Origin of the sequence: Pantoea coffeiphila (genome assembly GCF_016909495.1) — a bacterium.
GTDB lineage: Bacteria > Pseudomonadota > Gammaproteobacteria > Enterobacterales > Enterobacteriaceae > Erwinia > Erwinia coffeiphila.
The window spans coordinates 767,861-791,666 of the sequence record NZ_JAFBFW010000001.1; the positions used below are offsets into that span (position 1 = coordinate 767,861).

23 protein-coding genes and 1 pseudogene are annotated in these 23,806 nt (G+C 55.3%); 12 read left to right on the forward strand and 12 right to left on the reverse strand.

The window, feature by feature from the left end; all coding sequences use genetic code 11:
• Nucleotides 1-9: 9 nt before the first annotated feature.
• The 3 genes from prmC to hemA are packed head-to-tail and all read right to left on the reverse strand — an operon-like array spanning nucleotide 10 to nucleotide 3,222.
• Nucleotides 10-846 carry a peptide chain release factor N(5)-glutamine methyltransferase gene (gene prmC, locus JOE09_RS03635; protein ID WP_205064820.1) on the reverse strand — a complete coding sequence of 279 codons (837 nt, stop codon included), beginning with the start codon at nucleotides 844-846 and terminating at the stop codon, nucleotides 10-12.
• Nucleotides 846-1,928, reverse strand: coding sequence for a peptide chain release factor 1 (gene prfA, locus JOE09_RS03640; protein WP_205064821.1), 1,083 nt, complete (start codon nucleotides 1,926-1,928; stop codon nucleotides 846-848). Before prfA ends, prmC begins: the two co-directional genes overlap by 1 nt.
• A gap of 37 nt (nucleotides 1,929-1,965) precedes the next feature.
• Nucleotides 1,966-3,222 (reverse strand): glutamyl-tRNA reductase, encoded by a 1,257-nt coding sequence (hemA, locus tag JOE09_RS03645; protein WP_205064822.1) that lies wholly within the window; start codon nucleotides 3,220-3,222, stop codon nucleotides 1,966-1,968.
• 226 nt (nucleotides 3,223-3,448) lie between these two features.
• Here hemA and lolB point away from each other — a divergent pair, with 226 nt between their 5' ends.
• The 3 genes from lolB (at nucleotide 3,449) to prs (ending at nucleotide 6,010) form a co-directional block, all read left to right on the forward strand.
• A complete protein-coding gene (gene lolB / locus JOE09_RS03650; RefSeq protein WP_105594351.1) occupies nucleotides 3,449-4,075 on the forward strand; it encodes a lipoprotein insertase outer membrane protein LolB in 627 nt (208 codons plus the stop codon).
• The gene (gene ispE / locus JOE09_RS03655) at nucleotides 4,072-4,935 is read left to right on the forward strand and encodes a 4-(cytidine 5'-diphospho)-2-C-methyl-D-erythritol kinase (RefSeq protein ID WP_205064823.1); all 864 of its coding nucleotides are present in this window, start codon (nucleotides 4,072-4,074) and stop codon (nucleotides 4,933-4,935) included. The genes lolB and ispE overlap by 4 nt, the downstream gene beginning before the upstream one ends.
• 127 nt (nucleotides 4,936-5,062) lie before the next feature.
• A complete protein-coding gene (gene prs / locus JOE09_RS03660) occupies nucleotides 5,063-6,010 on the forward strand; it encodes a ribose-phosphate diphosphokinase (protein ID WP_105594349.1) in 948 nt (315 codons plus the stop codon).
• Nucleotides 6,011-6,180: 170 nt separating this feature from the next.
• Here prs and JOE09_RS03665 read toward each other — a convergent pair whose 3' ends face one another.
• The gene (locus JOE09_RS03665; RefSeq protein WP_205065112.1) at nucleotides 6,181-7,071 is read right to left on the reverse strand and encodes a LysR substrate-binding domain-containing protein; all 891 of its coding nucleotides are present in this window, start codon (nucleotides 7,069-7,071) and stop codon (nucleotides 6,181-6,183) included.
• Between the two features lie 109 nt (nucleotides 7,072-7,180).
• Between JOE09_RS03665 and JOE09_RS03670 the strand changes: the two genes are divergently transcribed.
• The gene (locus JOE09_RS03670) at nucleotides 7,181-8,638 is read left to right on the forward strand and encodes an MFS transporter (RefSeq protein ID WP_205064824.1); all 1,458 of its coding nucleotides are present in this window, start codon (nucleotides 7,181-7,183) and stop codon (nucleotides 8,636-8,638) included.
• Nucleotides 8,639-8,749: 111 nt separating this feature from the next.
• Complete coding sequence (locus tag JOE09_RS03675) at nucleotides 8,750-9,919, forward strand: GGDEF domain-containing protein (protein ID WP_205064825.1); 1,170 nt, start codon at nucleotides 8,750-8,752, stop codon at nucleotides 9,917-9,919.
• Between the two features lie 143 nt (nucleotides 9,920-10,062).
• Here the strand turns inward: JOE09_RS03675 and ychH are convergent, their stop codons facing one another.
• Nucleotides 10,063-10,338: a stress-induced protein YchH gene (ychH, locus tag JOE09_RS03680; protein ID WP_105594345.1), complete on the reverse strand. Its 276-nt coding sequence runs from the start codon at nucleotides 10,336-10,338 to the stop codon at nucleotides 10,063-10,065.
• A gap of 271 nt (nucleotides 10,339-10,609) precedes the next feature.
• On the opposite strand from ychH, the gene pth reads away from it, so the two are divergent.
• The gene (gene pth, locus JOE09_RS03685; RefSeq protein ID WP_105594344.1) at nucleotides 10,610-11,197 is read left to right on the forward strand and encodes an aminoacyl-tRNA hydrolase; all 588 of its coding nucleotides are present in this window, start codon (nucleotides 10,610-10,612) and stop codon (nucleotides 11,195-11,197) included.
• 42 nt (nucleotides 11,198-11,239) lie between these two features.
• Here the strand turns inward: pth and JOE09_RS03690 are convergent, their stop codons facing one another.
• Nucleotides 11,240-12,721 carry a SulP family inorganic anion transporter gene (locus JOE09_RS03690; RefSeq protein WP_200562652.1) on the reverse strand — a complete coding sequence of 494 codons (1,482 nt, stop codon included), beginning with the start codon at nucleotides 12,719-12,721 and terminating at the stop codon, nucleotides 11,240-11,242.
• Nucleotides 12,722-13,086: 365 nt separating this feature from the next.
• Between JOE09_RS03690 and ychF the strand changes: the two genes are divergently transcribed.
• Both ychF and JOE09_RS03700 read left to right on the forward strand, forming a co-directional pair.
• On the forward strand, nucleotides 13,087-14,178 hold the full coding sequence (ychF, locus tag JOE09_RS03695) for a redox-regulated ATPase YchF (RefSeq protein ID WP_205064826.1): 1,092 nt from the start codon (nucleotides 13,087-13,089) through the stop codon (nucleotides 14,176-14,178).
• A gap of 225 nt (nucleotides 14,179-14,403) precedes the next feature.
• Nucleotides 14,404-15,019 (forward strand): annotated as a pseudogene (locus tag JOE09_RS03700) (Fic/DOC family protein).
• On the opposite strand, the gene JOE09_RS03705 reads toward JOE09_RS03700, so the two are convergent.
• Both JOE09_RS03705 and JOE09_RS03710 read right to left on the reverse strand, forming a co-directional pair.
• Nucleotides 15,016-15,186 carry a hypothetical protein gene (locus tag JOE09_RS03705; protein WP_205064827.1) on the reverse strand — a complete coding sequence of 57 codons (171 nt, stop codon included), beginning with the start codon at nucleotides 15,184-15,186 and terminating at the stop codon, nucleotides 15,016-15,018. The pseudogene JOE09_RS03700 and the gene JOE09_RS03705 sit on opposite strands and share 4 nt — an antisense overlap.
• 288 nt (nucleotides 15,187-15,474) lie before the next feature.
• Entirely contained in the window at nucleotides 15,475-16,041 is a 567-nt protein-coding gene (locus tag JOE09_RS03710) for a TetR/AcrR family transcriptional regulator (RefSeq protein ID WP_205064828.1), read from the reverse strand.
• A 99-nt stretch (nucleotides 16,042-16,140) separates the two neighbouring features.
• Here JOE09_RS03710 and JOE09_RS03715 point away from each other — a divergent pair, with 99 nt between their 5' ends.
• Nucleotides 16,141-16,674: a dihydrofolate reductase family protein gene (locus JOE09_RS03715; protein ID WP_205064829.1), complete on the forward strand. Its 534-nt coding sequence runs from the start codon at nucleotides 16,141-16,143 to the stop codon at nucleotides 16,672-16,674.
• Between the two features lie 90 nt (nucleotides 16,675-16,764).
• Here the strand turns inward: JOE09_RS03715 and JOE09_RS03720 are convergent, their stop codons facing one another.
• Nucleotides 16,765-17,559: an AraC family transcriptional regulator gene (locus tag JOE09_RS03720; RefSeq protein ID WP_205064830.1), complete on the reverse strand. Its 795-nt coding sequence runs from the start codon at nucleotides 17,557-17,559 to the stop codon at nucleotides 16,765-16,767.
• Nucleotides 17,560-17,636: 77 nt separating this feature from the next.
• Here JOE09_RS03720 and JOE09_RS03725 point away from each other — a divergent pair, with 77 nt between their 5' ends.
• Genes JOE09_RS03725 through JOE09_RS03735 form a run of 3 tightly spaced genes read left to right on the forward strand, consistent with a single transcriptional unit; the run spans nucleotide 17,637 to nucleotide 20,741 of the window.
• A complete protein-coding gene (locus JOE09_RS03725) occupies nucleotides 17,637-19,676 on the forward strand; it encodes an FUSC family protein (RefSeq protein ID WP_205064831.1) in 2,040 nt (679 codons plus the stop codon).
• Nucleotides 19,666-19,881: a DUF1656 domain-containing protein gene (locus tag JOE09_RS03730; RefSeq protein ID WP_205064832.1), complete on the forward strand. Its 216-nt coding sequence runs from the start codon at nucleotides 19,666-19,668 to the stop codon at nucleotides 19,879-19,881. Before JOE09_RS03725 ends, JOE09_RS03730 begins: the two co-directional genes overlap by 11 nt.
• Nucleotides 19,878-20,741, forward strand: coding sequence for an efflux RND transporter periplasmic adaptor subunit (locus JOE09_RS03735; RefSeq protein WP_205064833.1), 864 nt, complete (start codon nucleotides 19,878-19,880; stop codon nucleotides 20,739-20,741). Before JOE09_RS03730 ends, JOE09_RS03735 begins: the two co-directional genes overlap by 4 nt.
• A 233-nt stretch (nucleotides 20,742-20,974) precedes the next feature.
• Here JOE09_RS03735 and JOE09_RS03740 read toward each other — a convergent pair whose 3' ends face one another.
• From JOE09_RS03740 to JOE09_RS03750, 3 genes are all read right to left on the reverse strand, one after another.
• Nucleotides 20,975-21,466 carry a cyclophilin-like fold protein gene (locus JOE09_RS03740; protein ID WP_239552909.1) on the reverse strand — a complete coding sequence of 164 codons (492 nt, stop codon included), beginning with the start codon at nucleotides 21,464-21,466 and terminating at the stop codon, nucleotides 20,975-20,977.
• A gap of 33 nt (nucleotides 21,467-21,499) precedes the next feature.
• Entirely contained in the window at nucleotides 21,500-22,537 is a 1,038-nt protein-coding gene (locus JOE09_RS03745) for an alpha/beta hydrolase (protein ID WP_205064834.1), read from the reverse strand.
• Between the two features lie 81 nt (nucleotides 22,538-22,618).
• Nucleotides 22,619-23,782 carry an arabinose transporter gene (locus JOE09_RS03750; RefSeq protein WP_239552910.1) on the reverse strand — a complete coding sequence of 388 codons (1,164 nt, stop codon included), beginning with the start codon at nucleotides 23,780-23,782 and terminating at the stop codon, nucleotides 22,619-22,621.
• Nucleotides 23,783-23,806: the final 24 nt, after the last annotated feature.

Below are 23,806 nucleotides of genomic sequence, written 5' to 3' on the forward strand. Positions count from 1 at the left end.
GTTGACTCCTTACTCAGCCAGTTTCTGTCCAAAGGTCACGCGATCGTTACCGCCGTAATCCTGACAGGTTTCTACTGCGGTAAAGTTGTTATCGCGCAATATCTGGCGAACCTCCTCCGCCTGCTGCCAGCCATGTTCCAGCAGCAGCCAGCCTTCAGGGTGCAGATGCTGCCCGGCAGCGGCGGCAATCAGTTTGATATCGGCCAGACCGCGATCGCCCGCAACCAGCGCGCTGGCCGGTTCGAAACGCACATCGCCCTGGCTGAGATGGCCGTCTTCGGCATCAATATAAGGAGGATTACTGACGATGATGGCAAACTGCTGCCCGGTCAGTGCTGAGAACCAGTTGCTTTGCAGGAAACGCGCATTGCTCAGCGACAGCTTTGTGGCGTTATACCGGGCGAGTTCGACGGCATCGGCAATGCGATCGACGCCGGTGACCTGACAGTCGGGCCGTTCGCTGGCGATCGCCAGCGCAATCGCCCCGGTCCCGGTGCCGAGATCCAGCACCGCACAGGCACTCTGCGGCAAGCGCGCCAGCGCCTGCTCAACCAGCACTTCACTGTCCGGACGCGGGATCAGCGTATGGGGAGAGACGCGCAGCGGCAGCGACCAGAATTCACGCTCGCCGATGAGATAGGCCACCGGTTCGCCTGCCGCACGACGCGTCAGCAGGGCATCGAGCCGCGCCTGCTGGTCGGCATCCAGTTCGCTATCGTCGAAGGCGATCAGCCAGCTGCGCGATTTTCCCGTTACCCAGCCGAGCAGAATTTCCGCATCACGCTTTGGGCTGTCGCCGCCTGCCAGGCGGATGATGGCCTCACGCAGCCAGGCTCGGATCTGCATCAGTCCTGCCCGGCGAGGGCTGCCAGCTGATCGGCCTGATATTCCTGCACGATAGGCTCGATCAGCGAATCCAGTTTACCTTCCATCGCCTCATCCAGGCGGTAGATAGTCAGGTTGATTCGGTGATCGGTAACGCGCCCCTGCGGGAAGTTATAGGTACGGTTACGGTCTGAACGATCGCCGCTGCCCAACAGATTGCGACGCGTGGAGGATTCTTCCTGCTGGCGGCGGGCCATTTCAGCGGCGCGGATACGTGAACCCAGCACACCCAGCGCTTTGGCTTTGTTTTTATGCTGCGAACGTTCGTCCTGGCACTCCACCACAATACCGGTTGGCAGGTGGGTAATACGGATGGCGGAGTCGGTGGTGTTAACGTGCTGGCCGCCCGCGCCGGAAGAACGGAAAGTATCAATTTTCAAGTCTGACGGGTTGATATCCGGCAGTTCGGCTTCCGGCAGCTCCGGCATCACCGCCACGGTGCAGGCGGAGGTGTGAATGCGGCCCTGGGATTCGGTTTCCGGCACGCGCTGTACGCGATGGCCGCCGGATTCAAACTTCAGGCGACCGTAGGCACCCTCACCGACCACTTTCGCGATCACTTCTTTAAAGCCGCCGTGCTCGCCTTCATTGGCGCTCATGATTTCTACTTTCCAGCGACGCGCTTCAGCATAGCGGCTGTACATACGGAACAGATCGCCGGCGAAGATCGCTGCTTCGTCACCGCCGGTTCCTGCGCGCACTTCCAGATAGCAGTTGCGCTCATCGTCAGGATCTTTCGGCAGCAGCAGCACCTGCAGCTGCTGTTCCAGATCTTCGCTGGCTTCACGCGCTTCTTTTAATTCTTCCTGCGCCATATCGCGCATTTCCGCATCGTCGAGCATCATCTCGGCAGTTTCAATATCTTCCTGGGTCTGCTGCCAACGGCGGAAACACTGGCTGACGTCGGTCAGCTGAGCATATTCACGTGACAGCGCACGGAAACGTTCCTGATCGGCAATCACACCGGCATCACCCAGCATCGCCTCGACTTCTTCGTGACGTTCCTGTAATGCTTCCAGTTTGGCAACAATAGAAGGCTTCATTCGTGTAGTTTTACCTTGTTAATAGAGGCTTGAAACGCTATTCCAGCCCGAGGCTGTCGCGTAAAATTTGCAGACGTTCGCCATCGCCATCGCGTGCGGCCTGCTGAAGAGATTTGGTTGGGGCATGGATCAGACGGTTGGTCAGCTTATGCGCGAGGTCGCGAATGACCTCTTCCGCATTACCGCCGTTTTGCAGCGCGGCCAGCGCGCGCGCCTCCAGCTCACTGCGGACCTGGTCGGCCTGAGAACGATATTCGCGAATAGTTTCCACCGCGCCCTGTGCGCGCAGCCATGACATAAATTCGCTGCTTTCCTGCACCACGATCGTTTCGGCCTGCACCGCCGCCGCTTTGCGCTGTGCGAGGTTGCTTTCGATGATTGCCTGCAGATCGTCCACGCTGTACAGATAGGCGTTAGGTAATTTACCGACCTCCGGCTCAACGTCGCGCGGTACGGCAATATCCACCAGCAGCATCGGCTGGTTACGGCGCTGCTTCAGCGCCCGCTCAACCATGCCTTTACCAATAATCGGCAGCGGGCTGGCGGTGGAGCTGATAATAATGTCGGCTTCGGCCAGGCGAGAATCAATGTCCGGCAGGCTAATCACTTCAGCACCCACCTCATCGGCCAGCACCTGAGCGCGTTCGCGGGTACGGTTGGCAATCATCAGTTTACTGACCTTGTGTTCACGCAGATGGCGGGCAGCCAGTTCAATCGTTTCGCCCGCGCCAACCAGCAGTACGGTGACCGTGGAAAGTGATTCGAAAATCTGCCGCGCCAGGCTACAGGCCGCGAACGCCACCGAAACGGCGCTGGCACCGATTTCGGTTTCGGTACGCACGCGTTTGGCCACCGAAAACGATTTCTGGAACATCCGCTCCAGTTCGCTGGAAAGAGAATGGCCGCGCTGGGAGTCGGCAAAGGCTTTCTTAACCTGCCCGAGGATTTGCGGTTCGCCGAGCACCAGAGAATCCAGACCGCTGGCCACGCGCATCAAATGGCTGACCGCGCCATCATCATGGTGCCAGTAGAGGCTTTTAAGCAGGTCTTCCGGACTTAACTGGTGGTAATCGCACAGCCATTTGGTCAGCTGCTCTTGCAAATTCTCCTGCTGTTCTACACTGAGATAGATTTCAGTGCGGTTGCAGGTGGAAAGCACCACGCCACCCTGCACCAGCGGCTGCGCCAGCAGGCTGTTTAAAGCCTGATCGAGCGTATCCGGCGCGAACGTAACACGTTCACGCAGCGCAACGGGAGCGGTTTTGTGATTAATGCCAAGAGCCAGTAACGTCATGGTGCCAGATTGGGTATATCCCACAGTTGATAGGGTTTTCTGAAGCGCATTCTACAAGATGCGCGGGATCAATAAAAGTCATGCGTGGCCTATCCCTGCAACAAGATTTACCTGTTGTAGCGCAAATCAGACAATTTGAGCGTTGACGCCGCCCGGCAAGCTGGTTAGCGTGAGCGGTTGATTGCGGCAAGTATGCCCGAATTACGTCCGAGGAGTTGACCTGATAATGTTATTGTCGAATCGCCGCCTGATGCGGCTTATTCCCCTTGCCAGCGTGCTGCTGGCGGCCTGTAGCATCACGCCAGAGCCACAGACTCCCGGCCAGAGCCCGACCTCACCGCAGTGGCGCGACCACCAGCAGGCGGTGGAAAAAATTACTCAGTATCAAACTCGCGGTGCCTTTGCTTTCCTTTCCGACCAGCAGAAAGTTTATGCCCGCTTTAACTGGCAGCAAACCGCCCCGGACCGCTATCGCCTGCTGCTGACCAATCCGCTGGGCAGTACAGAGCTACAGCTCGACCAGCAGGGCCAGGTGGCGCAAATCGTGGATAACAAAGGTAAGCGCTACGTCAGCCGCGATGCCGCGCAGATGATCTCACAGCTGACCGGCATGACCATTCCGCTGGATAATTTACGTCAGTGGATTCTTGGCCTGCCGGGCGATGCCACCGACTACTCGCTTGACGACCAGTATCGCCTGCGCGAGCTGAACTACAGCCAGGACGGCAAAACATGGCACGTGACCTATCAGGGCTACGACAGCAAACAGAACCCCACGCTGCCGTCAAACCTGGAACTGCAGGAAGGCAGTCAGCGCATCAAGTTGAAAATGGATAGCTGGACCGTTAAATGATCGAACAGTGGCCCTCACCGGCAAAACTAAATTTATTTCTCTATATCACCGGCCGTCGTGAAGACGGCTATCATAATCTGCAAACGCTGTTCCAGTTTCTGGACTATGGTGACACGCTGACCATTACCGCCGACAGCAGCGGTGAACTAAAACTGTTAACGCCGGTTGCCGGCGTGTCGGATGAACAGAACCTGATTGTTCGCGCCGCCCGGCTGCTGCGCGAGAAGGCAGCAGCACGCGGCACCCTGCCCGCCAATGCCGGAGCCAGCCTTGCGGTAGATAAACGCCTGCCGATGGGCGGCGGCCTGGGCGGCGGTTCGTCTAACGCGGCTACGGTGCTGGTTGCGCTGAATCATCAGTGGCAGACCGGTTTCAGTTTTGAAGAACTGGCGGCGCTGGGCCTGAGCCTCGGTGCCGACGTACCGGTGTTCGTGCAGGGTTTTGCGGCCTATGCAGAAGGTGTGGGTGAAAAGCTAACGCCCGTCTCCCCGGCGGAAAAATGGTATCTGGTCATGCACCCCGGCGTCAGCGTGGCGACCCCGGTGGTGTTCAACGATCCGTTATTGACCAGAGATACGCCATATCGGCAAATCAATGAGCTGTTAGAGGCCGATTTCCGCAATGATTGTGAGGCCGTCGTCAGAAAACGTTTCCGCGAGGTTGAACAGCTCGTTTCCTGGCTGCTAGAATATGCGCCGTCGCGCCTGACTGGAACGGGTGCTTGTGTGTTTGCTGAATTTGACACCGAGTCCGCCGCACGCCAGGTGCTTGAGCTGGCCCCGAAAGAATTGCAGGGATTCGTCGCGCGAGGCGCAAACGTTTCGCCGCTTCACCGCATTCTTTCAGAGCATTCGAGCTGAAGTGACAGCGTCACCATGATCCGGACGCTGCACCAGGCTCATTTAACACCCGCATGAAATCGTCAGTGGTCTTGCGCCAACCCTGACTTAATTTCATTCTCTCGACGCAAAGCCTGAGGTTCTTCTCGTGCCTGATATGAAGCTTTTTGCTGGTAACGCCACCCCGGAACTAGCACAACGTATTGCCAACCGCCTTTACACCAGCCTGGGCGACGCCGCCGTCGGTCGTTTCAGTGATGGTGAAGTGAGCGTACAGATTAATGAAAATGTACGCGGTGGTGATATTTTCATCATCCAGTCCACCTGTGCCCCAACCAACGATAACCTGATGGAACTGGTTGTGATGGTTGACGCCCTGCGTCGTGCTTCCGCTGGTCGTATTACAGCGGTCATTCCGTATTTTGGCTATGCCCGTCAGGACCGCCGCGTGCGCTCTGCTCGTGTACCGATTACGGCTAAAGTGGTTGCTGATTTCCTGTCAAGCGTTGGTGTTGACCGCGTTCTGACCGTTGATCTGCACGCCGAACAGATTCAGGGCTTCTTCGACGTTCCGGTTGATAACGTTTTCGGTAGCCCGATTCTTCTGGAAGATATGATGCAGATTGGCCTGGAGAACCCGATTGTGGTTTCCCCGGACATTGGCGGCGTGGTTCGCGCCCGTGCCATTGCCAAGCTGCTGAACGATACCGATATGGCGATTATCGACAAGCGCCGCCCACGTGCTAACGTCTCTCAGGTGATGCATATCATCGGTGATGTGGCAGGCCGTGACTGCGTGCTGGTTGACGATATGATCGATACCGGCGGTACCCTGTGCAAAGCGGCGGAAGCGCTGAAAGAGCGTGGCGCCAAGCGTGTATTCGCGTACGCAACTCACCCAATCTTCTCCGGCAACGCGGTTGAAAATCTGCGTCATTCGGTGATTGATGAGGTTGTGGTGTGCGATACGATTCCGCTGCCAGAAGAGATTAAAGCGCTGCCAAACGTGCGCACCCTGACGCTGTCAGGCATGCTGGCGGAAGCGATTCGTCGTATCAGCAACGAAGAATCCATTTCTGCGATGTTTGAGCATTAATTCACTGGCCGGGTTATTCCGGCCGGTTTGTTTTTAGCGTTCAAATTTATATAGCCGCTGTCTTTCGGGACGGCGGTTTTTTTGTGTCTGGTCTGTCATAGCTGGAGCATCCGTGTTAATGGGCCAGTCAGCGCAAACACCGTCGCTGCAAAAACCACCTAAGCAGTAAATCACCGATCCAAACCAATATGCTCGGCCAGATAATCAATAAACACCCGCAACTTCGGTAACAGATGCCGATTCCCCGGCCACAGCAGCGAAAACTGCCCTCCGGCACTGATACAATCATCCAGAGCGCAAACCAACTCCCCGCTATCCAGATACTCCTGCACCGCAAAATCCGGCACGTAAATCAACCCAAGCCCACGCCGGGCGGCCGAAATCTGCGCCTCAAGATTGTTGAACACCAGCGAACCCTGCAGCGAAAGCTGACGCGCATCAACGCCGTCAAACTGCCAGGGCTGAAGCTGGCCGCTGCCGGAAAAGCGGTACAGCAGGCACTCATGTTCGCTCAGGTCCGAGGGTTGCATGGGCCGCCCTCGACGGGAAAAATAATCGCCGGAGGCAACCAGGCAAAAACGAAAGCCGCCCAACCGCCGCGCCTTTAACCGCGAATCGGCAAAATCCCCGCTGCGCAGCACGGCGTCATAGCCTTCACTAATGACATCCACCAGCCGATCGTTGAAATCAAGATCCAGCTCAATATCCGGGTACTGCGCGGTGAACCCGGGCAGCAGAGGCAGCAGCAGACGGTAGCCAATCGCCGGAAAACTCAGCCGCAAACGCCCGCGCGGGGCGGACATCAGCCGCGAAAGCTCCTGCTCGGCCTCCTCCAGCTCCTGCACAATGCGCTGGCTGCGCTCATAAAACAGCGCCCCCTCTTCCGTCAGGCTCAGGCTGCGCGTACTGCGGTTAAACAGGCTCACCCCGAGGCTGCTTTCCAGCCGCGCCACGCTTTTACCCACCGCCGACGCCGACACGCCAAGACGCTCTGCCGCCGAAGCGAAACTCCCCGCCTGCGCCGCTTTCACAAAGGCCGTCAAACCACTCAGGCTTTCCACGCTGCTCATTCGATACTTTTTGTCCTTTATCTTCGGCCATGCGGCCTGTTTATCACCCACACATGCCAATCTATCCTGCTTTTTTGACTGATGAAAGCGGAGATAAAAAATGAGTTCCCTGACACTTGAAGCCCAAAGCAGCCGCTGGAGCGTGCTGGCCGTTTGCAGCGCGGCGCTGATGCTGCCGCTGAGTTTTTCTGCCGGGGTCATCGCCACGCCCGCCATTGCCGTTCATCCCGGCGGATCTCCCCTCGCGCTGAGTTGGATAACCAACTCATTCCTGCTCAGCTTCGGCAGTTTGCTAATGGCCGCTGGCTCCCTGGCCGATCGCTATGGCCGCAAGCGCCTGTTTATCAGCGGCGTGTCGGTATTCACCCTGCTTTCACTGCTGACCCCATGGCTGCCTTCGGTGGTCTGGCTGGATATTGTTCGCGCGCTACAAGGGGCGGCTGCCGCTGCCGCACTGGCCGGAGGTTCAGCAGCCATGGCCAACAGTTTTAACGGCGAAGCGCGCGCCCGGGCTTTTAGCATGCTGGGAACCAGTTTCGGCGTGGGACTGGCGGCGGGACCGGTGGTGGCAGGAATGTTGATGCAGGCGGCGGGCTGGCACAGCGTTTTCCTCTGCTGTGCCCTGTTTGGTGCGGTGGCATTACTTTTTGGCACCCGCTATCTGGCCGAGTCACGCAACCCCGAGCCGCAGCCGCTGGACTGGGCCGGTATCATCACCTTCAGCACCGCGCTGACGCTGTTTACCTGGGGATTATTACAAATGGCCGACGGCGGCAGTACGCCGCTCACCCGCATTCTGCTGCTGGCTTCCCTGCTGACGGGGGCGCTGTTTGTCTTTATTGAGCGGCGCACTGCCTTCCCGATGCTCGATCTGAGCCTGTTCCGCTATGGACGCTTCGTTGGTGTACAACTGTTGCCGGTCGCGACCTGCTACTGCTTCGTGGTACTGCTGGTGCTGCTGCCGCTACGATTTATGGGCTTTTACGGCTATGACGCTTTAAGCACGGGTTTGCTGATGTTAGCCATTTCGCTGCCAATGCTGATTATTCCCTCGATCGCGGTCAGTCTGACCCGCCGCTACCATCCCGGCACGGTCAGCGCGGGTGGCCTGCTGCTGGCCGCTGCGGGTATCGGGTTGCTGAGTGCGGTAACGCCGCAAAGCTCGCTGCTGTTAACCCTGCTGGCGATGTTACTGATCGGAACGGGTAGCGGGCTGCCGTGGGGGCTGATGGACAACTTGTCGGTCAGCGTGGTGCCGCCGCAGCGTGCGGGTATGGCGACCGGAATTTTCAGTACGGTGCGCGTAGCCGGGGAAGGCGTGGCGCTGGCGAGCGTCAGCAGTCTGTTTACCTTTTTGCTGGCCCGCCTGGCGAATCTTCACCACGTCTCTGCCGAATCGCTACCGACATTGAGTGCCGGATCGGCCATCGACTCCGCACTGTTACCGATGGCGGAGCACGCCTTCCAGCAGCTGCTGTGGGTGCTTTTAGTTGTTACCGTGATCTGTGCCATCGCGATCTGGCTGTGCCTGGTTCCCCGGGGTAAGCAGATTAATTAAGCGGATAGTGATGCCGGACAGTTTTTTTTAGCAATTTGGCATAACCCCCCCTTTTGAGGACCATTTATTAATGCTACTTTGCTCGAATTGACTTAATCGGAATATTCTTATATGGCGCTAGACGTCGCAACCCTGTTTATCTGCGAGCTGTACGTACTGCTGTTTCTTATCGTCATCACCGCCTTCGCCTGGAGCGGTGCGCAGTACGATAAAGTGTTGGGATTTAACTGTATCTCGCTGATCGTCAGTGTTATTGCCGTCTGGTTAAGCAGCCTTCGTAGTGAAGGCCTGCTGTTCTGGTCAGTGGCGGTGGGCAATATCTGCGTGCTGCTGGCCTATGGTCTGTTACTCAGCGCATTCCGCGCCTTTCGCGGCGCGCGGTGCGGCTACGACTGGACTCTGGGCATGGTGTTCTGGGGCGTACTGTGCCTGTTCCCGTGGTTCTGGAACTCGATGCATAACCGGATTCTGGTTTCCTGCCTGATGTGCATTATCTACACTGCGGCGATGATCCGCGAACTGCACCGTGCGCGCGCCATGCTGCCGGTGACCTTCTGGCCCGCCCGACTTCTGCTGTGGATACATCTGCTGTTCAGCGTGGCGCGGGCGCTGTTAGACGGCGGTATACCCAGCCCACTCTACGGGGCAATCGGCGGCTCAACCTTCTCGGTTTATGTCATTCTGGAATCGATACTGATTGTGATCGGAATGAGTTTTACCCTGATGGCGATGGTCAACGAACGCACGCAGATCAAGTACAAGCAGGCTTCGCTGCTCGATCCACTGACCGGCGTCTGGAATCGTCGCGCGCTGTTCGAAAAGGCCGATCAGCTGGCAAACCCTGTCAGCACGGCCCGAGAGATCACCGTGATGTTATTCGATCTCGACCATTTTAAAAGCATCAACGACCGCTTTGGTCACTATCATGGCGATCAGGTGCTGATCGATTTTTGCCACAAAGTGGTCACTGAACTACCCGCGGACAGTTTTTTTGCCCGGCTTGGGGGCGAGGAATTTGCCGCCATTGTTTTATGCGATGAAAAAGTGGGGATGGAAACGGCAGAGCGGATTCGTCAGACAATAGAAGCTTCGAGGCCGCAGCAGGTGCACTACAGCGTCAGCATCGGCGTTGCCAGCAGCTCTTATGGTCCCCTGCTCGTGGATTCGCTGATTGCGGCGGCGGATGATGCACTGTATCAGGCCAAAGCAGCCGGACGTAATCAGATAAAGGTGTATCGTCCGGACGAACAGCGATTACAAACCCTGCCGGTAGCCGGTTAAACAATAGACAAATGAGCTACGCCATCTCAAGCTGATGATTGCTTAAATCAAGCCTGAGCAAAGCATAATGCCCGCGAAGGCGGGCATTAATGAAGGTCAGCGAAGCTGAATGATTTAACCCTATTGTCCACTACGGGACTTAATTAGTGCTGGCGATTACCCTGGCGGCAGCGTTTATCGCCACAGTGACGCACCCAGTAGTAGCGGTCGGCAATTTTCTCTCGTCCGCTAACGCGGGCACCAACCAGCCACAGCAGCGCGCCGATGAAGATACTGAAAATCGCCCCATGCACCATAAATTGCGGTAGCTGCAGCTGCGGCATCTGATTAAGCACCGAGTAACCAACCCCGAATATCATCACCACTAAACCCAGCACCATCAGGGCGTTGCCCATTACATGTGTATGTTTACGTTTCATTACGCACCTCCAGACGGTTTAACAGGGCAAACTCCGTTGCCAGATGTCCATAGTGTAGGAAATCGTCTGCGCGGTCGTTGCGGGCGCGATCACATTTATCGCTAAATCTTTGACAGTTCTTTACATCTAATCGACTGAATTTGTATAGAAAATGTATTATCACGCTGACTAACTATCTGCCATTCGCAGCGAGCGTCCGGTGGCCTTTGAGTTATCCCTTCCGCTTCAGTAAACTACCTGCCTTAATTCGTACGCTTCAGGAAAATACACCGTGAGCAGCATTAAACTGATTGTTGGCCTTGCCAATCCCGGCGCTGAATACGCCGCTACGCGCCATAATGCCGGCGCCTGGTATGTTGATTTGCTGGCTGAACGTCACAATCAGTCGCTAAAGGAAGAAAGTAAATTTTATGGCTACACCGCGCGGTTGAATATCGGCGGTGAAGATGTGCGCCTGCTGGTGCCGACTACCTTTATGAACCTCAGCGGTAAAGCCGTGGCGGCGATGGCGACGTTTTATCGCATCGCGCCGGAAGAGATTCTGGTCGCGCACGACGAACTGGATCTGCCGCCGGGCGTGGCAAAATTCAAACAGGGCGGCGGCCACGGCGGGCACAACGGCCTGAAAGATATCATCAGCAAGCTGGGTAATAACCTGAACTTTCACCGCCTGCGCATCGGCATCGGTCATCCGGGGGATCGTAATAAAGTGGTGGGATTCGTGCTGGGTAAACCGATGGCCTCTGAACAGCCGCTGATTGATAACGCCATTGACGAAGCGGCGCGCTGCACCGAAGTGTGGCTGAAGGAAGATAAGCTGAAGGCGATGAACCGCCTGCACAGCTATAAAGCGGGTTAATCGCAGCAGGCCCGGATTCGGGCCTGCTTGCGACGTTCTCCGTCAGGCGTCGTTGCTGGCGACCTTATAATCGGGGTCGTCCAGTTCATGCGTACAGTATGGCCCCGCCTTTTTCAGCAGGCTGACGCAGTCCTCGCTGAGATGGCGCAGGCGCAGGGTTTTTCCTGCTTCCAGATAGCGCGCGGTCAGCTTATCAATCGCCTCCACGCCGCTGGAATCCATCACCCGGGTACGCGCAAAATCAATCACCACCCGATCCGGGTCCTGCTGCGGATCGAACAGCTCCTGGAAACTGGTTGTCGAACCAAAGAACAGCGGCCCCTCCAGACGATAGGTTTTCTGCCCTTCTTCACTCTCCTGCGCGACGATAGTGATGCGCGCATGCTGCCAGGCAAAGACCAGCGCGGAGATAATCACCCCGCAAATCACCGCCATCGCCAGATCGGTAAAGATCGTCACCAGCGTCACGGCAATCATGATCACCGCATCCGCTTTCGGCATCCGCTTCAGGCGCTTGATTGAACTCCACTCAAAGGTATTGATGCACACCACAAACATAATCCCGGCCAGCGCCGCCACCGGCAGCAGCGCGATGTACTGCGACAGGCTGACAACAAACAGGATCAGCAGCACGGCACCGACCAGGTTTGAGATGCGCCCGCGGCCGCCGGAGGTGAAGTTAATAATCGACTGGCCGATCATCGCGCAGCCCGCAAAACTGCCGAAGAAGCCGCACAGCGTATTGCCGATGCCCTGTGCCACACACTCCTGATTACCCGCGCCTTTTTTGCTGCCCATTTCATCCAGCACCGCCAGCGTCAGCAGTGACTCAATCAGTCCGACCAGCGCAATCACCACCGAATACGGCAATACGATTTTCAGCGTTTCCCAGCTCACCGGCACCTGCGGCAGGTGGAACATCGGCAGCGTGCCGGAGATATCCGCCAGATCGCCAACGCGTTTAGTATCCAGCCCAAAGCCAATGGCGATCGCGCTAATCACGATCAGCGCCGCCAGCGAACCGGGAATAATTTTGGTCACTTTCGGGAACAGCCAGACAATCAGCATCGCCAGCGCGACCAGCGCGTACATCATCGGCCCCTGCCCTTTAATCATCGGGAACTGCGCCAGCATAATGACGATCGCCAGACCGTTAACAAAACCATAAATCGCCGGCTGCGGCACCAGGCGAATAAACTTGCCCAGCTTGAGCACGCCAATCGCCAGCTGGATCAGCCCGGCGAGGATGCTGGCCACCAGCACATACTCGTAGCCGTGTTGGGTAATCAGGCTAATCAGCACCACCACGATCGACCCGGCCGCACCGGAGATCATCCCCGGCTTTCCGCCGAAAAAGGCGGTAATAATGCCGAGGATAAAGGCGGTATGCAGGCCGATAGTCGGCGACAGCCCGGCCAGCAGGGAAAAGGCGGTCGCTTCAGGGATCAGCGCCACCGAAACGACAGCACCGGCCAGCACGTCGTTTTTGACGTCTCTCGCCCTGAAATTGCTCAGGTTAAACATGTTATTTCCAGTTATTTTTTTCAGACAGAAGTTCTGCACCGCGCGATTCAGGCTATCAGCGAGTACAGCGGACTCGTTCAAGCGACGAGTGAAGGCAACGGATCTGTTGCGCAGAGGGGAGCATTCTCAGGGTGGCGTAAGCAGGAAGCAATGCATCTGCGCGGTTCTCCGATAAGGGTAAAGATATGTCAGTATGGGAAATTGTGAAGGCGATCTCAAGTGAAACCTGCCCGCTGCGTGACAAATCAACGCCATCGCGGCCGGTTTTACGTGTATAATGTGCGGAAACTTTTAAGACACTGTCTGTGACAACATTGAGGTATTTAACAATACCTTGATTATCAAGCTATTAAGGTGATTCAAACATGGGATTCAAATGCGGTATTGTGGGCCTGCCAAACGTCGGGAAATCCACCCTGTTCAATGCGTTAACCAAAGCGGGCATCGAAGCAGCTAACTTCCCGTTCTGCACCATTGAGCCGAATACCGGCGTAGTGCCAATGCCTGACTCACGTCTGGATCAGCTGGCCGAAATCGTTAAGCCGCAGCGCATTCTGCCAACTACTATGGAATTCGTGGATATCGCGGGCCTGGTTAAGGGCGCATCTAAAGGTGAAGGCCTGGGCAACCAGTTCCTGACCAACATCCGTGAAACCGAAGCGATTGGCCACGTGGTGCGCTGCTTTGAGAACGACAACATTATTCACGTGAATAACAAGGTCGATCCGGCGGACGATATCGAAACCATCAACACCGAGCTGGCGCTTTCCGACCTTGATACCTGCGAACGTGCCCTGCAGCGCGTGCAGAAGAAAGCCAAAGGCGGCGATAAAGACGCGAAAGCCGAACAGGCCGCGCTGGAAAAATGCCTGCCGCAGCTGGAAAAAGCCGGCATGCTGCGCGCGCTGGACCTGAGCGAAGAAGACAAAGCGGCCATCCGCTACCTGAGCTTCCTGACTCTGAAGCCAACCATGTACATCGCCAACGTCAACGAAGACGGCTTCGAGAACAACCCGTACCTGGATAAAGTGCGCGAAATCGCCGCCGCTGAAGGTTCCGTTGTGGTGCCGGTGTGCGCTGCCGTTGAGTCTGATATTGCCGAGCTGGAAGACGGCGACCGTGAAGAGTTTATGGCCGAGCTGGGTATTGAAGAGCCGGGCCTGAACCGCGTGATCCGCGCCGGTTATGCCCTGCTGAACCTGCAAACCTACTTCACCGCTGGCGTGAAGGAAGTGCGTGCCTGGACTATCCCTGTTGGTGCGACCGCGCCACAGGCCGCCGGTAAAATCCACACCGACTTCGAAAAAGGCTTTATCCGCGCTCAGACCATCGCGTTTGATGACTTCATCGCCTTCAAGGGTGAACAGGGCGCGAAAGAAGCCGGTAAGATGCGTTCAGAAGGTAAAGACTACATCGTGAAAGATGGCGATGTGATGAACTTCCTGTTTAACGTGTAATCCGTTTTCTCGCTTTTGCTGCCAAACGAAGTTTTCTGAACCTCGTTGGGACAGCGGAAATCTAAAAATCCACGCAGCTGCGTGGATTTTTGTTTTCATATTGCATCAAAAAAAGCCATGTTTTAACCTGCCTTTTATTAATCCTCTGATTCTAATAATATTGTTGCGTTAGTCACAGAACGATATACTTCATATATCCACCCGTCACCGTTCCCGAGCGTACTCATGAACCGATACCACGTTCCTGGCAGCGAAGGTCAGTTTGAGAAAGATTCCGGCGAACAAGTTTTGGCTAATAAGTTAGGGATTGCTTCTTTAGATTAAATAGATGAGGCAGAGCTTGTACTATTAGAACAACTTTACCATTCTGTTTTTGAAGAACATTTTCCACACGGGCAACTCAGTTTATCCCTGCTAAAAAGCTGGCATCGTCGGTGGTTAGGCAACATTTATCAGTGGGCAGGACATGAAAGGACGGTCAATATAAGCAAAGGAGGTTTTATGTTGCTCCCTCAGCGCAACTGTCAAAACTGAGAACGATTATGATGTGCAATATCTCGCCCGTTACACACCGTGTACAGATATGAATGAAGACAATTTGATTGAAGCTATCGCCATAACACATGTCGAGCTGATACTCATTCATCCGTTCAGAGAAGGAAACGGACGCTTATCGCGGCTTTTAGCCGATGTCATGGCGGTTCAGGCGGGTTTTAAACCACTTGACTATCAACGCTGGGAACAAAACAAAACCCAATATATTTCGGCTATTCATGCAGGCATGTCCATGGACTACGAGCCGATGAAACACTGGGTCAGAGAAGCATTAAGAAAGGACTAAACAGCAAGACGTAAATGGGAGAATTTTTTTCGCGTAGCTTCAAGCAAAGCTTCAATCTTCGCGGACGGCTTTCCTGTTTCGACAGCCGTAGAGGTCACTACAGAGCGAACAATATCCGCACGAGATGGCTGAGCGTAACTTTCCTGAGTATTTTTGTTATTGCTCATTGAGACTCCTGGAAGATAGGCTTTAGTCTTCAATTATAGGCGATAATCGCCAACAATTCAGAGGTATTTTCTCGTACTTTACTTTGAATCAGTCACTCTCCTCATATGCAATCCGCTATCTTCAGCAGGCTTCTGAATCCCGGTATTTCTCAAGACTATTCCCAGCAACGGACTTTTCATTCGATGGCGGTGTAAGTATCTCACTTTAGTGCACCAGTCACTTTTGATGTTTCATTCATCACAGCTAAGCTGTCCTGAAACCCAGGATTAGATACAACACTCAAAGGCTCAGGTTCTTGAAGATTCCAGTGCATGACAGATTAATGCCAAAGGCCCATTCATCATTTCAGTTTTGATCCTACTTTCGTCAGGGTTACAGCTAATCGATAACGCGAAACCGTGCAAATAATCTGCCAGCAGATCCAGGCCGTCTTTTTCGGTTTGTTTGGGTAGCGCCAGAGGAGAAACAATAATTTTATAGCGTTCAGTAAATATCTGCGCCGGGCCGTGTGATGTCATGCTCAGCATGGTTTCCAGGAGTCCGCTGTACTCGCGCAATATTTCGATGTAACTCTCACATAAGTGCTTTAACTCGTTTTGCCAGTCCGAACGTGCCTGAGGCAGATAGATCCCCACCACCAGCGATGTCGTTAGTGCCTCTAACAGCGAATTCTTGTTTTCAAAGTAGTGATAAATCGCCATGGGGTCCACATTTAACCGCGTTGCTAATGCGCGGATGCTGGGGATTTTCCCATTCTCCTTCATCAGACATTTCGCCGTTTCCAGAATCCCGTCAGCGGTTAGCTGAGTCAACTTGCCAACGGGTCGTCCACGTTTTTTCTCATTGACAGCCATCCGATCCCTCCCATAAAATTCACTTTATTCTACACTGTAGAATTAACTATACACGCTGTCTCCGCCTGGCTCAACCACGACTAATTTGATGAGGGATTTATGGCAAACATCGTATTCATTGCAACCAGTCTGGATGGCTACATTGCAGATAAGCAGGGGAAACTCGACTGGCTAAACTCGGTGCCCAATCCCGATAACATCGATACGGGTTGCTTCGCTTTGATGGAGCAAATTGACGGGTTGGTGATGGGGCGTAACACCCTTGAGGCCGTACTCGGTTTTGACTGCGACTGGCCCTATTCAAAGCCCGTGTTTGTGTTAAGCAATACGATGACGAAAGTGCCGCAGGGCTATGAGGAAAAGGTATTCATAGTCAAAGGTGAATTAAAAGACATTATCGCTGAGCTGAATGCCAGGGGATTTAACGATCTGTACATCGACGGTGGCGCAACAATTCAAAGCTTCCTCAATGAGGATCTTATCGATCAACTGATTATTACTCGCTTTCCCCTTTTACTGGGTGGCGGCATCCCATTGTTTAGTGAACTGAAACAGTCACTGAACTTCAAAGTGACAAAAAATGAAGTCGTACTGGAGACACTGGTCCAAACCACTTACCTGCGCACGAGATGATATCTGGTTCTGTACGTGCAAAAGACCTTTTGTCCGCTGCCTACCGTCGCTGTCTCAGGAACCTCACACCGCAGCAAACATCCCGCTCACTCACGGATTCGCCGCTCTTTGAACCGCGAAATACTGCGCTGGCGTACTCCCCATCGTTTTTCTGAACATGGTGATAAACGCGTTAACCGACTCGTAGCCCAGATTAGCCGCCACGTTTTGTACTGATACGCCGCTTGCCAGCTCCCGGAGTGCAATTATCAGATGCAGCTGCTGGCGCCACCGCCCGAAGGTCAAGCCGGTTTCGCGCAGCATCAAACGGGCTAATGAACGCTCGCTGATTGCCAGCCGCTTGGCCCAGACTTTAAACGTACTCCGATCTTCCGGCTGGCTGACCAGCGCATCGGCCATCGCGCGGATTTTAGGGTGCGTCGAAACCGGCAGGCTTAATTTCTGCTGTGGCATGGTAACGAGTTCGTCGAGCGTCACTCTGGTCAGTCTGCCAGCATGACTCTCCGCCGCGTAATCAATGTCCTCATTCGTTAAGCGCTCAACTAACTCTTTAATCAGCGGTGAAATCGCCAGCGTGCAGCATTTCTCCGGCAGCGCGGCAGCGCCGGGTTCAATAAACAAGTAGTTGAGATGGGCATTCCAGGTGGCTTTGGCACTATGCGGGACGCCTCCTGGAATCCACATGGCGCAATCCGGCGGCACTATCCAGATATCATTTTCGGCACGACAAATCACCGCGCCATACAGGGCGATGATCAACTGCCCTTTACGGTGCGTGTGAACCGGCACTTCTGCTGCGTAGTCCGCGAAGTCGATTTGGCGTGCGACGGCAGGGGCGAGCGTGCTGTCGGGATCGAACAGAGTATGGGCGAGTCTGGATGGCATAGCATTGGCAACATTTAGGTATTTTTTGACAGAATAGAGTATTTAAGGACATGTGCAAACCGGGAATAATCCCGGGCATGATCAAAATAAACCTTCGTTACAGACACTCCCTGCACGCGATAAGTCGCTGGCCAGGGCGCATCATCTCCCCCACGCTGCTGAGCGACGCGCATGCCCTGCTCTATTCCGTCAGGAGTTTTGCGGCCGCCATGCTCGCGTATTATATCGCCCTGTCGATCGGTCTTGATCGCCCCTCCTGGGCCATCATCACCGTCTATATCGTTTCGCAAACCTCAGTCGGTGCGTCACTGAGCAGGAGCCTTTATCGCCTGGCGGGTACCGTGGCAGGTGCGGCGGCAACCGTGTTGATCGTGCCGACATTTGTGAATATGCCCATCCTATGCAGTGTGATGCTGACAGGCTGGATAACCTTTTGCCTCTGGTTATCGCTGCTTGAACGCACACCCCGCGCCTATGCCTTTGTGTTGGCCGGTTACACCGCAAGTCTGATTGGTTTTCCCGCCGTCTCCGATCCTGGCTCGGTGTTTACTATCGCTATCGTCCGCGTACAGGAGATAACGATCGGTATCCTTTGCGCCGCGCTGATTCACCGATACATTTTGCCCACCCGCATATCCGGGTTGTTTAACAGCAAATTAGCGCAAGTGATGCACACCGCGCGACGGCGGATTGCCGACACCCTGGCAGGCAGGTCCGATACAGTGTCAGAACCGCTGCACCTCGCACTGGCCCTGCAGTTTCTACAGGGCATCAGCCACCACATCCCGTATGATTTTTCCCTTTCGGCTCCCGTCCGTCAGGCAAGGAAAGCACTTCATGACCGGCTGGCACGGTTAGTGATGGTGAACAGTGAATTACACGATCGCTTACGCACGATCGCGAATATGCCAGCCGATATACAGACGCTGCTGGATGATGTTCAGGCCTGGTTGACCTGTGACAATATCGGGAAACACAAAAGCGCGGCGAATGCGCTACAAAAACGCAGCGCGCAGTTGATGGCGTCGTACGCAGCACAGGCACTGACGTTTGAGGACGCGATGCGGGCGAATTTCGTTGGCTATATCGCTGAGTTGATCTGTCTCATAGAGCAGTGTGAGCGCCTTTCGGATGCCATCCGTCACGCAAAACCCACCCTCGAACTGGAGGAAGATAGCGCAGTAAAGGGGTATGTTTTCCATCGCGATCCTTTAAGTGCTGGCCGAACGGCACTGGGGGCGTTCGCTATCATCCTCGTCGGCTGTCTGCTCTGGATTTTCTCAGCCTGGCCAGAGGGCGGCACGGCCGTATCCATTCTTGGGGTTTGCTGCACGCTGTTTGGCAGTTTCGATACCCCGGCACCGCATATCGTGAAATACATTATCGGCTCCGTGTGGGGCGTACTGATAAGCCTTGTCTACACCTTCGCCCTGCTGCCACAGGTCAGTGATTTCCCCGTTCTGGTGGCCGTTTTCGCCCCCGCCTTTCTGTTTGCCGGGTCACTCCAGGCGCGGCCGCCCACAACCTTTATGGCGATGGGGATAACGTTAACGTTGCCTGTGCTATGTGAACTGGGTGCGCACTACACGGGCGACTTCGCCAGTGCGGCCAACACGGCTGCCGCGTTATTTTTCGCGACCGGCTTCGCGGTTATCAGCATGAGCCTGCTGCAAACCGTACAGGCAGACGCGGCGATTAAACGCCTGCTGAAACTTTGCCAGCGCGATATTCGACGCAGCGTAAACGGCGTTTTTAAAGGCAATGAGACGCACTGGACCAATCTGATGATTGACCGGGCTGCCCTGTTATTGCCGCGCTTACAGCGCAGCGGGCCGTCCTCCGCACTGGCACTCGATCATCTGCTTCACTTTCTGCGCATTGGCCTTTGCGTCATGCGCCTGCGCCGCTGCGCCATCCCGACGGGCGGCGAAATCAACCATGTGCTGCATCGCCTTACACGCACCACCCAGACCGACGCTTTACGCGAGCAAATTCTGGCAATGGCAGAATGTTGCCTGCCCGCCGCAGACGAACCATCGCGCCAGTTTGTCGACGGGCTGGTCGATCTGCATTGCGCATTAAGGACGCAGGATAAGGAACCCGACGATGATAAATGACATCAATATCGGGGGCGTGTTTATCCCCGGCCTGCTGGTGACAGCGCTCGCCGCTCTGGTCTGCACGCTTTCGCTCTTACCGTTTTTCTCTTTCAGCCGAGTTTATCGCCGCCTGCCCTTTCGCCCGCTGATAGATTTTTCGGCGTATGTCGTTACCTTTTTCCTGCTCTTACATGGTCTGACCATTTTGGGGTTATTCACATGAAATCATTACTCTCTTTGCTGGCACGTTACGCACTGACATTCACGGCCGTAGCGGTGGCGACGGTTCTGGCATTTATTTTATGGAAGCACTATGCGCAAACACCCTGGACCCGGGATGGACGGGTTCGCGCAGATGTGGTGCAAATTGCGCCGGATGTTTCGGGACAGGTGAGCAGTGTGGCTGTCCGTGATAATCAGTGGGTTAACCGTGGCGATGTGCTTTATGCTATCGATCCGCACTGGCTGAAGCTGGCCGTGCTCAGCGCACAGGCCGATGTTGAAGCAAAACGCCATGAGATGCTGATGCGCCAGGATGCCGCCAGGCGACGTGCGCTGATCAAAGGCGTCATTTCCGGCGAGGACATCCGGCAAACGGGCAGTACGGCCAGCATCGCGGCAGCCAATTATCAGGGTGCACTGGCCGCGCTTGAGCTGGCACAGCTTAATTTATCCCATGCCACCGTTCGCGCACCCGTTGCGGGCTACGTCACCCACCTTCGGCTGCGCCCCGGCGACTATGCCACGGCGGGAGAAACAAAAGTCGCGATTGTCGATGCAAAAAGTTTTTGGGTGGTGGGCTATTTTGAAGAGACGAAGCTGCGTCATATCCGCGTTGGCAACAGCGCGCAGATTTCGCTGATGGGGTTTGACCCGCTGATTACGGGGCACGTGGAGAGCATCGGACGTGGGATCGGTGACAGCAACGACGAGACGGGCGCACTTGGGCTGCCGGATGTCAATCCGACGTTTAACTGGGTGCGCCTGGCTCAGCGCGTGCCGGTGCGTATCCAGTTAGATACCTTGCCCGCCGGGATTGAGTTAGTGGCAGGGCTGTCCGCCAGCATCCTTATTTTGAATTAGGCAGGTTTTGATCGATGCGGGACGCGGGTTACGCCCGCTCTTTGGCAGGAGCGGACATTCAGGGGGCAGAGCCTGCTGATTTAAACTTCCTGCCCGATTAATGGTAAAGAGCACCAGGAGGCACTAGTTGCCTTTATGTATGAACTATAGAAGAAAATATACGGCGTTATTCATAATGAGATTTAACCAGGCTTAAAGCGCAGGTTCGCCTTAACCAACTGACTGTAAATTTTTCACTGAGCTATCCGTTCATCGTCCAGCTCAAATCTCACACTGACATCTCCCGTGTGTTTGAATATTCCCACGCCGGAATGGATGCGTCCAACCTTCTGCAGGTTGTTGATCCGCTCTCCGTTTTGACCGTACATAATCACAAAGCTGTGGCGAGGTGCCCAGTATACGATGTCGCCTACCTCATATCCGCTTGTCTGCGTTTCAGTGGCCGGCAGGGCGTCAGGGAAGCGGTAACACATCTCACGGTGATATAAATCTTCCATGGGCAGGGTCAGCGGGAACCGCGAAATCAGCTCACGGGTGGTGGCGTTATCATAAAACGTGGCGGTCATTGTATGATCGCCAGCAGTGATTTTGACTTTAATGCCCGCTGAGTTAGCCGCCACTGCTGAAAATGATGCAGCAGTAATGGAAGCCAGAACGAGCAGAGTCGGTTTAAACATAAAATCTCCGGTTTTATCTTCTGTATCGGTGAAAAACGACACCTGCATAATGAGGTGTCGCCCCGGGTAGCACGTGATCGATTAGCGGGTGCTGTTCAGATTTTTATCAAAGAATGAAATCAGCTTGTCCCAGGGGATCAGCTCGGTGCGGTCATACAGGTCGATGCGGTTGGCACCTTTGATTTCCACAAGTTCTTTAGGCTCAGCCGCCATTTTATAGGCGGTATCGGTATATGTGCGGGACGGTGCCGCGTCGCCGACCACAAACAATATAGGACGGGGAGAAATGGTCTCAATATCGATAAACGGATGGAAATTCATGAACCTGGCATATGTAGCAGGCACGGTACGGCGATCGTTTGAAGCGACTTTACCGCGCTCAGTCTGGTAAAAATCGTTCGACTCTTTACCTTCGATAAAGATAGGATCATTCTGGCCCGGACCATAAACAGGCTTACCGGTCGTAAAGGCCTGGTAACGCTGCTCAGCAGCTGTGGCCAGATCTTTATTTCGCATCTCAGGTGTGCGCTCATGGTTCAGGCCGGTACGGAAGTATTCACCCATATCGTACATAGCAACCGTTGCCAGCGCCTTGATGCGTGGATCAACTTTCGTTGCCGCAATAGCAAACCCGCCGCTGCCGCAAATGCCAATGACGCCAATTTTTTCCCGATCAACAAAAGTCCGGGTGCCCAGATAATCGACGGCTGCGCTGAAGTTTTCCGCGTAGACGTCCGGTAAAACTGCGCCACGCGGCGTGCCTGCGCTTTCCCCCCAGTAAGACTGGTCAAAGGAAAGAGTGACGAAACCCGCTTCCGCCATTTTGGTCGCATAAAGGTTGGCGGCCTGCTGCCTGACGGCAGCAAAAGGGTGCCCGACAATCAGCGCATCGTATTTTTTACCTTTCTCCATCTGTTTCGGCGTAAACAGCGTGCCGGTGACTTCCATACCGTAGGCATTTTTAAATCTCACGACCTCAGAATTAACCTTGTCGCTTTTATAAAAGTTGTCCGCGCCATGGGACATATCAGCCGCCTGAGCGACGCTGATATTCATGCCCAGCGTCGCGCCCAGCAGCACAACGGCTGCAATTTTACTCACTGATGACACAAGCTTCATGTTAACTCCTTAACGCTCCAGAGGATGAATAAACGTGCAGTGCTCACTCCGGTGAGAGATACACACTCACCGGAAAATTTTTCAGGAAGCGTGCGCTTTCCTTAACGCCGAACGCCTGAGCAGCAGGACGGCCACGATGGCGGTGCTCAGCACGGCCAGCGCCCCGGCCAGGAAGATATTGTCCAGCCCAAGGTGGCCGCCGACCCAGCCAAGCGCCGGGCTGCCAACGGCCATCGCCACATCGAGAAAGGCCGTGTAGATACCCATCACCATGCCCCGGCTTTGCGGCGTTGCGCCGCTGATGGCTTCAATACCCAGCCCAGGGTAAACCAGCGAATAGCCAAAGCCGGCAAACGCGGCCCCGGCGGAAGCCGTTAGCGGGGTTCTGGCGTACCACATCAGAAACAGCCCTGCCGCCTGAACCAGCACGAAGATGAGCGCGATGCGCGCGCCGCCGAAGCGGTCCGGCAGGTGGCCGGCAAAAGTACGGGCCACTATCAGGGCAATGCCGAACGCGGTGAATGCCATCCACACCGGCTGCCAGTGCATGGCGCTGTAGTAGAGCGAGCTGAACGCCAGGATGGTGCAGTAGCCCGTGCTGGCAAGCGCGGCGCCCAGACCGGGTAACCATACCGCCTTCATGACCAAGCCAAACGAGGCGTGATCAGCGTGCGGATGCGGAGCCACGGCAGGCATGCGTGACAGATAAACCAGTACGAGCAAGGGCAGCAGCAGGGTTATCAGCGCAATGGCCTTAAAGCCAAACGCACCGTAAAGCACCGTTCCCACCGGACCGCCAAGCGCCATGGCGGCAAACATGGCCGTCCCGACCCAGGCAATCACCTTTCCGGCATGAGCTTTATCAACCAGCGCCAGCCCCCAGGCTACCGCACCGGTGATAATGAAGCTCTCAGCGCCGCCCAGAATGGCACGGCCCGCCATCAGAATGCTGGCAGAAAGGGCAGGTAAGTTGATCATCCAGAGTGACACCAGATAAAGCAGTCCGGCTGCCGCCGCAGCAATCAGCCCGGCAACGACGCCTTTTTTTGCCCCGCGCCGGTCAGAATAGGAGCCTGACCAGATGCGTGAGATAAGTGAGGCGGCAAACTGCGCGCCTGCCACTAATCCTACGATGAAGGTTCCGTATCCCAGACCGTTTTCCACATGCAGGGGCAGAACGGGAAGCGCCACGCCGATAATGATAAAGCCAACCAGCACAGCGGCGATGACCGGCATCAGGGTCATCACTACTCCAGAGCCAGCAGGGGG

Bases quoted from the DNA above. Each gene is read 5' to 3' on its own strand.
- prmC (WP_205064820.1), bottom strand. From the start codon at position 846: ATGCAGATCCGAGCCTGGCTGCGTGAGGCCATCATCCGCCTGGCAGGC.
- prfA (WP_205064821.1), bottom strand. From the start codon at position 1,928: ATGAAGCCTTCTATTGTTGCCAAACTGGAAGCATTACAGGAACGTCAC.
- hemA (WP_205064822.1), bottom strand. From the start codon at position 3,222: ATGACGTTACTGGCTCTTGGCATTAATCACAAAACCGCTCCCGTTGCG.
- lolB (WP_105594351.1), top strand. From the start codon at position 3,449: ATGTTATTGTCGAATCGCCGCCTGATGCGGCTTATTCCCCTTGCCAGC.
- ispE (WP_205064823.1), top strand. From the start codon at position 4,072: ATGATCGAACAGTGGCCCTCACCGGCAAAACTAAATTTATTTCTCTAT.
- JOE09_RS03670 (WP_205064824.1), top strand. From the start codon at position 7,181: ATGAGTTCCCTGACACTTGAAGCCCAAAGCAGCCGCTGGAGCGTGCTG.
- JOE09_RS03675 (WP_205064825.1), top strand. From the start codon at position 8,750: ATGGCGCTAGACGTCGCAACCCTGTTTATCTGCGAGCTGTACGTACTG.
- ychH (WP_105594345.1), bottom strand. From the start codon at position 10,338: ATGAAACGTAAACATACACATGTAATGGGCAACGCCCTGATGGTGCTG.
- JOE09_RS03690 (WP_200562652.1), bottom strand. From the start codon at position 12,721: ATGTTTAACCTGAGCAATTTCAGGGCGAGAGACGTCAAAAACGACGTG.
- ychF (WP_205064826.1), top strand. From the start codon at position 13,087: ATGGGATTCAAATGCGGTATTGTGGGCCTGCCAAACGTCGGGAAATCC.
- JOE09_RS03705 (WP_205064827.1), bottom strand. From the start codon at position 15,186: ATGAGCAATAACAAAAATACTCAGGAAAGTTACGCTCAGCCATCTCGT.
- JOE09_RS03710 (WP_205064828.1), bottom strand. From the start codon at position 16,041: ATGGCTGTCAATGAGAAAAAACGTGGACGACCCGTTGGCAAGTTGACT.
- JOE09_RS03715 (WP_205064829.1), top strand. From the start codon at position 16,141: ATGGCAAACATCGTATTCATTGCAACCAGTCTGGATGGCTACATTGCA.
- JOE09_RS03720 (WP_205064830.1), bottom strand. From the start codon at position 17,559: ATGCCATCCAGACTCGCCCATACTCTGTTCGATCCCGACAGCACGCTC.
- JOE09_RS03725 (WP_205064831.1), top strand. From the start codon at position 17,637: ATGATCAAAATAAACCTTCGTTACAGACACTCCCTGCACGCGATAAGT.
- JOE09_RS03730 (WP_205064832.1), top strand. From the start codon at position 19,666: ATGATAAATGACATCAATATCGGGGGCGTGTTTATCCCCGGCCTGCTG.
- JOE09_RS03735 (WP_205064833.1), top strand. From the start codon at position 19,878: ATGAAATCATTACTCTCTTTGCTGGCACGTTACGCACTGACATTCACG.
- JOE09_RS03740 (WP_239552909.1), bottom strand. From the start codon at position 21,466: ATGCAGGTGTCGTTTTTCACCGATACAGAAGATAAAACCGGAGATTTT.
- JOE09_RS03745 (WP_205064834.1), bottom strand. From the start codon at position 22,537: ATGAAGCTTGTGTCATCAGTGAGTAAAATTGCAGCCGTTGTGCTGCTG.
- JOE09_RS03750 (WP_239552910.1), bottom strand. From the start codon at position 23,782: ATGACCCTGATGCCGGTCATCGCCGCTGTGCTGGTTGGCTTTATCATT.